Source organism: Mycobacterium sp. TH-M103, from assembly GCF_057473785.1.
This window is the reverse complement of record NZ_JBYCLG010000051.1, coordinates 1-6180: the sequence shown is the minus strand read 5'-3', so window position 1 is coordinate 6180 and position 6180 is coordinate 1. Positions and strand designations below refer to the sequence as shown.

The following is a 6180-nucleotide window of genomic DNA, read 5'->3' as shown; positions in this document are numbered from 1 at the left end:
ATCCGATCCCACCGTGTCGCGGTTGATCGCCACGTTGGCCGCCGATGCCGATGCCGCGTTGGCTGCGATCAACACCGCACGAGCTACCGCCCGGGCTACCGCATGGTCTGCTGCGGGACCCGATGCCCCCGATCACGGGATCGACGCCGAGACGCCGTTGGTCATCGACATCGACGCAACCCTTGGTCACCGCCCACTCCGAAAAGCAGCAGGCGGCATCAACATACAAGCGGGGCTTCGGATTTCACCCGTTGTGCGCGTTTGCCGACCACGGGCAGGCCGGCACCGGGGAACCGTTGGCGATGCTGCTGCGGCCCGGCAACGCCGGGTCCAACACCGCCGCCGACCACAAGCAGGTACTCATCGACGCACTCGCGCAACTGCCGGGCGATCCCGCCTATCGGGTCGGCCGCAAAGTCCTGGTGCGGGCCGATGCCGGCGGCGGCACCCACAAGTTCCTGGAATACCTGGCCAAACGGCGACTGGGGTATTCGATCGGCTTCGGCCTGACCGAGGCCATCACCGAGGCCATCGATGCGATCCCCGACCGCGCGTGGACCCCGGCTTATGACACCGACGGCGGCATCCGCGACGGCGCCTGGGTCGCTGAAGCCACCGGCATGGTCGACCTGTCGGACTGGCCGCCCGGGATGCGACTGATCATCAGAAAAGAGCGCCCGCACCCGGGCGCCCAGTTGCGGTTCACCGACCGAAACGGACTGCGCCTGACCGCATTCGTTACCAACGCTACCCGCGGCCAGCTCCCCGACCTGGAACTACGCCACCGGCGCCGGGCCCGTTGCGAAGACCGTATCCGCATCGCCAAAGACACTGGCCTGACCAATCTTCCACTGCACAGCTTCGACCAGAACCGCATCTGGTGCGCCATCGTTCAACTGGCCTGCGAGCTGACCACCTGGATGCAGATGCTGGCACTGACCGCACACCCGGCGCGGCGTTGGGAACCCAAACGGCTACGCCTGCGGCTGTTCTCGATTGCCGCCCGCATCAGCCGCCACGCCCGCCAGACCCACCTGCGCCTGGCCAGCCACAGTCGATGGTCGCACCTGCTGGCTGCCGCCGTGACCAGGCTCGACGCCCTACCAGCGCCGACCTGACCACCGCAACGACCTGACCCTACGAGACGAAAAACCCCACGGGAGCCAAGGACCCCGGTGCCACCCGACGCCCTCGGGCCGCCGAGCACGCCCCGAGGCCAAAAAACGCCAATCCGAACCCGCTCAGGCCACCACGCCATCACCGTGAAATTTCGAGGTTAGGCGTCTTTCCTTTCCTTTCTGGCAAGATTCGTCGATCTGTGGGCAGCGAACGGTGAACTCCCCTGCGCCGGGGGGCGTGGCAGCGGTGCGCCCGTCCGTGGGTGTGGGGGGCTCAGGGCAGTCGCCTCGGCGGGCTCTCCAGGATCCCGGTCGCGCCAGCGGGTGTCTCACATGCGCCGGCGCCCGCCTTTCTCCAGTTCCAGCAGGCCACGTTTGCGCTCGAGCCCCCCGCCGTAACCGGTGAGGCTTCCGCCTGCGCCGATGACGCGATGGCAGGGCACGACGATCGCGATCGGGTTCCGGCCGTTGGCCAACCCGACTGCGCGCGCAGCACCGGGGGCGCCGATCTGTGCGGCGATTTGTCCGTACGACCGGGTCTCCGCGTACGGAATCGTCAACAGCGCCTGCCAAACTCGCTGTTGGAACTCGCTTCCCCGCAGGTCGAGGTCGAGGTCGAATTCGACGAGCTCCCCGGCGAAATAAGCGCGGATCTGCTCGACCGCGTGGCCGAACGCCCTCGGCGCCGGTGACCAGCCGGCGCGGCTCGGTTCGTGTGTCTGGTCGACCATGCGCAGGTTGGTCAGAACCGTGCCGTGCCCGGCCAGGGTCAGCGACCCGATCGGGCTGTCGATGGTGCGGTACTCGATCATGCGACCTCCCAATGGTTTACCGCATGTGGCAGCGTGGTCCACAGATGTTGGGTGGCATACGAACGCCGGGGACGCCAACGAGCGCTGTGCTCGACGAGGGTCCGTTGCCGGCTGGGCAAGCCCAGCCGCTCGGCGGCCAGCCTCAAGCCGAGGTCACCGGCGGGAAATGCATCGGGGTCACCGAGCCCGCGCATGGCGATCACCTCCGCGGTCCAGGGGCCGATTCCCGGCAGCGCCAATAATTGGGCACGTGCTCCGCTCCAGTCGCTGCCGGCATCCAGCACGATATGCCCATCGGCGAGGCCGGAGATCAGGGCGGCCAGCGTCCGCCGCGGGGCCCCGGGCACCGCCAGAAGTGCCGGATCGAGCTCTGCGAGTTGATCGACCGAGGGGAACGTGTGGGTCAATTCGCCGTCGGGGTCCTGAATCGGGTCGCCGTAAGCCGATGCCAGCCTGCCGGCGTGAGTCCCTGCGGCCTTGGTGGACACCTGTTGGCCCAGGACCGCGCGCACCGCGAGTTCGGCTTCGTCGACGGTGCGGGGAATGCGCTGCCCCGGGGACCGAGCCACGACGGGCCCGAGCGCCGGGTCGTCGGCCAGCGCGTCGACCACCGCCACGGGATCGGCATCGAGGTCCAGCAGTCGCCGGAAGCGCGCGATCGCGGTGGCGAGATCGCGGAAGTCGTCGAGCACCAGGCGGCAGCGCACTTGGTCGGCGGCGGGCGTGAGGGCTACCACGGCGTTGCCGGCGGGAAGCCGCAGGCTGCGCCGGTAGGCGCCGGCGCGGACCTCTTCGCAACCGGGGACAGCGGTAGCGGCGAGATGGCCGAACACGCCCTGGTAGGCGAACGGTATGCGGACCGGCAGCCGCAGGTTCACCGGCCCCGGGGACGGTTCGCATGTCGAGCGTCGTGGCCCAGTCGCCACGCTCCGGCGCATCGCCGTCGGCGTGCCTTCGAACACCAGACGCACGGTGTCATTGAACTGGCGGATGCTGGAGAACCCGGCGGCGAAAGCGATGTCGGCGAACGGCAGGTCGGTGGTCTCGATCAGCAGCCGCGCGGTCTGCGCCCGCTGCGCGCGGGCCAACGCGAGCGGGCCGGCGCCGGCTTCGGCGCGCAACACACGTTCCAGTTGCCGAGCGGTGTAGCCCAAGCGCGCCGCCAGGCCGCCGACGCCTTCGCGGTCCACCGTGCCGTCGGCGATCAACCGCATGGCGCGGGCGACGAGGTCGCCGCGCACGTTCCATTCGGGGGAGCCCGGCGACGCATCGGGACGGCACCGCTTGCAGGCCCGAAACCCCGCCCGCTGGGCGGCCGCCGCGGTCGGAAGGAACCAGACATTGCGGGCAGAGGGTGGTCGCACGGGGCAGCTGGGCCGGCAGTAGATCCGGGTCGTGAGCACGGCGGTGACGAACCAGCCGTCGAACCGGGCGTCCTTGGACTGCACGGCCCGGTAGCAGCGTTCGAAGTCTTCGTGCACGTCTCCACAGTTACACCCGCCCGCCGACAAAGCTGGCGGGAATGCGACATCAAAGTGGGGTGCGGGGAAGGCTCGTCCGTCTGTCCGGCAGCTTCGAATCACCAGCGTGAAAGAAAGACCGGCGCGCGGGAGCTCACATAGGCTACCCATCGATGAGTGGACGACCGCGCGACGAGCTGGACGCATTGCTGCGTCGAGTCGCGCGCGGCGACGGTGCCGCGTTCGCCGCCGTCTACGACCTCACCGCAAGCCGCGTGTACGGACTGGTGATGCGCGTGCTGCGTGACCCTGGCTACAGCGAGGAAACAACCCAGGAGATCTATTTCGAGTTGTGGCGCACGGCGGGGGAGTACGACCCGGCCAGAGGTTCGGCTCTGGCCTGGCTGCTGACCATGGCGCACCGGCGCGCCGTCGACCGGGTGCGCTCCGAGGAGGCGTTCAGCAGGCGGGAGTCTCGCTACGCCGCCTCCAGCGCCGAGCCGCCGGGCGACGTGGTCGTCGACTCGGCGATCGCCGGTGAGGAACGTCGTGCGGTGACCGAATGCCTGGACGCATTGACCGACACGCAGCGGCAGTGTATCCAGTTGGCGTATTACGAGGGATTGACCTACAGCGAAGTGTCGCAGCGGTTGGACGCGAATCTGTCGACGATCAAATCGCGCATGCGCGACGCGCTGCGGAGCCTGCGGAACTGTCTGGACGTGCGATGACCGAACCGACCGAATTCGAACTGCTCGAACTGGCCGCGCCGTACGCGCTCGACGCCGTGTCGGACGCGGAACGCGTCGACATCGAGCGGCGCGTAGCGGCCGCCCCGCGGCCGCTGGCGGCGGCCTTCGAGGCCGAAGTCCGCGCCATCCGCGAGACGCTGGCAGTCGCGTCGGCGGCGATAGCGGTCGAGCCGCCGCCCCGGCTGCGGGCCGCCACGCTGGCGGCGGCGGAATCCCCCGGCAAGCGGCGGTCGGGTTGGCGGAACGCGGCCGTGGCTTCCGCGGCGGCCGCAATCGTGGTCGGAGCGGTCGCCTTCGGTGTCGGCGTGCTGATGCGGCCGCATCCCCCCGCGACGGTCGCGGCGCAAGTCTTGGCCGCCCCGGACGTGCGAACGGTGTCCCGCCCGCTCGCGGACGGCACGGCCACGGTGGTGTTCTCCCGTGATCGCAACGCGGGCGTGCTGGTGATGAACAACGTCCCGCCACCGTCACCGGGCACCGTCTACCAGATGTGGTTGCTGAGTGCCAAGGGCGCGACCTCGGCGGGGACGATGGGCACGGCGGCGGTAGCGCCCTCGACCACCGCGACGCTGTCCAACCTCGGCGCCTCGACGGCCCTGGCGTTCACCGTCGAACCCGGCACCGGTTCGGCCCAGCCGACCGGGGCGATACTGGCCGAGTTGCCGCTGCGCTGAACGGATCACTGCCCGCACCCATCCGCGGCCGCGGTGTCTCCGAATCACCTGCGTCCGGTCGAAAGGCGGCGCAGGAGGCCGTCCGTGATGAAGGAGTGCAAAAGCGATGAAGGACTCTCGGGCCAGAACAGTCGCCGCGGCAGGTCTGGCGACGATCGCGGTCGTCGGCTTCTCGGCGTGTTCGAGCAACAAGTCGGCGTCCGGGTCGTCGACGACTGAGACGACGCCGTCGAGCATGGCGGCACCCACGACGACGTCGGCCATGGCCGACCCCGCTGCCGACCTGATCGGTACCGGTTGCGCCGCCTACGCCAAGCAGAACCCCAGCGGTCCCGGCTCCGTCGCCGGGATGGCCCAGGACCCGGTTGCCACGGCCGCGTCGAACAACCCGATGCTGACCACCCTGACGTCGGCGCTGTCCGGCAAGCTGAACCCGGACGTCAACCTGGTCGACACGCTGAACAACGGCCAGTACACGGTGTTCGCCCCGACCGACGCCGCCTTCGGCAAGCTGCCGGCCGCCACCATCGACAAACTCAAGACGGACGCCCCGTTGCTCACGAGCATCCTGACCTACCACGTGGTGCAGGGTCAGGAGAGTCCGGCCAGGGTCGACGGCGCCCACCCGACCCTGCAGGGCGCCACCGTGACGGTGACCGGCCAGGGTGACGCCCTCAAGGTCAACGACGCCGGTCTGGTCTGCGGTGGCGTTCGCACCGCCAACGCGACGGCGTACATGATCGACACCGTGCTGATGCCTCCGGGTCAGTAGAGCGGGCGAGACGAGAACAGCCCGGCCACGGTCGGGCTGTTCTTCCCGATAGGCACCAATCCGGGACCGCAGCGGCCACGAATAACTGTCGTGTTGACCGTAGCGCTGATCGGCTTCCTCGGTGGCCTGCTGACGGGCGTCTCGCCGTGCATCCTCCCGGTGCTTCCGGTGATTTTCTTCGTGGGCACCCCAAACGCCGCCAACGACGATGTGCCGCAACGCAAGCGGTCGAGGCCCTTGCGGCCCTACCTGGTCGTCGTCGGCTTGGTGGTCAGCTTCAGCCTGGTCACGCTGACCGGTTCCGCACTGCTGTCCCTGCTGCACCTGCCGCAGGACGCCATCCGCTGGGCCGCGCTCACCGCGCTCGCCGCGATCGGCCTGGGCCTGATCTTCCCGCCGGTCCAGCATCTGCTCGAGCGGCCGTTCGCGCGCATCCCGCAAAAATCCATCGGCATGGACGGCGGCGGGTTCGGCCTGGGTCTGGCGCTGGGCGCGCTCTATGTCCCCTGCGCGGGGCCCGTCCTCGCCGCCATCGCGGTGGCCGGCGCCACGGATTCCATCGGTCCGGTCACCGCGGTGCTGACGGTCGCGT

At 69.4% G+C, this 6180-nt stretch carries 6 protein-coding genes and 1 pseudogene; 5 read left to right on the top strand and 2 right to left on the bottom strand.

The genetic code is table 11. The features are described 5' to 3' along the window. Positions 1-1118: pseudogene (locus tag AC2VOR_RS02435) on the top strand (IS1380 family transposase); the annotation flags it as partial. Positions 1119-1447: 329 nt separating this feature from the next. On the opposite strand, the gene AC2VOR_RS02430 reads toward AC2VOR_RS02435, so the two are convergent. Beyond that, complete coding sequence (locus AC2VOR_RS02430; RefSeq protein ID WP_369737641.1) at positions 1448-1930, bottom strand: methylated-DNA--[protein]-cysteine S-methyltransferase; 483 nt, start codon at positions 1928-1930, stop codon at positions 1448-1450. Continuing rightward, positions 1927-3411: an AlkA N-terminal domain-containing protein gene (locus AC2VOR_RS02425; protein ID WP_369737642.1), complete on the bottom strand. Its 1485-nt coding sequence runs from the start codon at positions 3409-3411 to the stop codon at positions 1927-1929. Before AC2VOR_RS02425 ends, AC2VOR_RS02430 begins: the two co-directional genes overlap by 4 nt. A 152-nt stretch (positions 3412-3563) precedes the next feature. On the opposite strand from AC2VOR_RS02425, the gene AC2VOR_RS02420 reads away from it, so the two are divergent. The 4 genes from AC2VOR_RS02420 to AC2VOR_RS02405 form a co-directional block, all read left to right on the top strand. Beyond that, positions 3564-4121 (top strand): sigma-70 family RNA polymerase sigma factor, encoded by a 558-nt coding sequence (locus AC2VOR_RS02420; protein ID WP_369737643.1) that lies wholly within the window; start codon positions 3564-3566, stop codon positions 4119-4121. Beyond that, the gene (locus tag AC2VOR_RS02415) at positions 4118-4816 is read left to right on the top strand and encodes an anti-sigma factor (protein ID WP_369737644.1); all 699 of its coding nucleotides are present in this window, start codon (positions 4118-4120) and stop codon (positions 4814-4816) included. The genes AC2VOR_RS02420 and AC2VOR_RS02415 overlap by 4 nt, the downstream gene beginning before the upstream one ends. A gap of 235 nt (positions 4817-5051) precedes the next feature. Continuing rightward, positions 5052-5588 carry a fasciclin domain-containing protein gene (locus tag AC2VOR_RS02410; RefSeq protein ID WP_486951331.1) on the top strand — a complete coding sequence of 179 codons (537 nt, stop codon included), beginning with the start codon at positions 5052-5054 and terminating at the stop codon, positions 5586-5588. Between the two features lie 90 nt (positions 5589-5678). Continuing rightward, positions 5679-6180 (top strand): cytochrome c biogenesis CcdA family protein (locus AC2VOR_RS02405; protein ID WP_486963136.1); only part of this gene is annotated, 502 nt, incomplete at its 3' end.

Coding starts and splice junctions, on each gene's coding strand:
- AC2VOR_RS02430 (WP_369737641.1), bottom strand. CDS start 1,930: ATGATCGAGTACCGCACCATCGACAGCCCGATCGGGTCGCTGACCCTG.
- AC2VOR_RS02420 (WP_369737643.1), top strand. CDS start 3,564: ATGAGTGGACGACCGCGCGACGAGCTGGACGCATTGCTGCGTCGAGTC.
- AC2VOR_RS02415 (WP_369737644.1), top strand. CDS start 4,118: ATGACCGAACCGACCGAATTCGAACTGCTCGAACTGGCCGCGCCGTAC.
- AC2VOR_RS02410 (WP_486951331.1), top strand. CDS start 5,052: ATGGCGGCACCCACGACGACGTCGGCCATGGCCGACCCCGCTGCCGAC.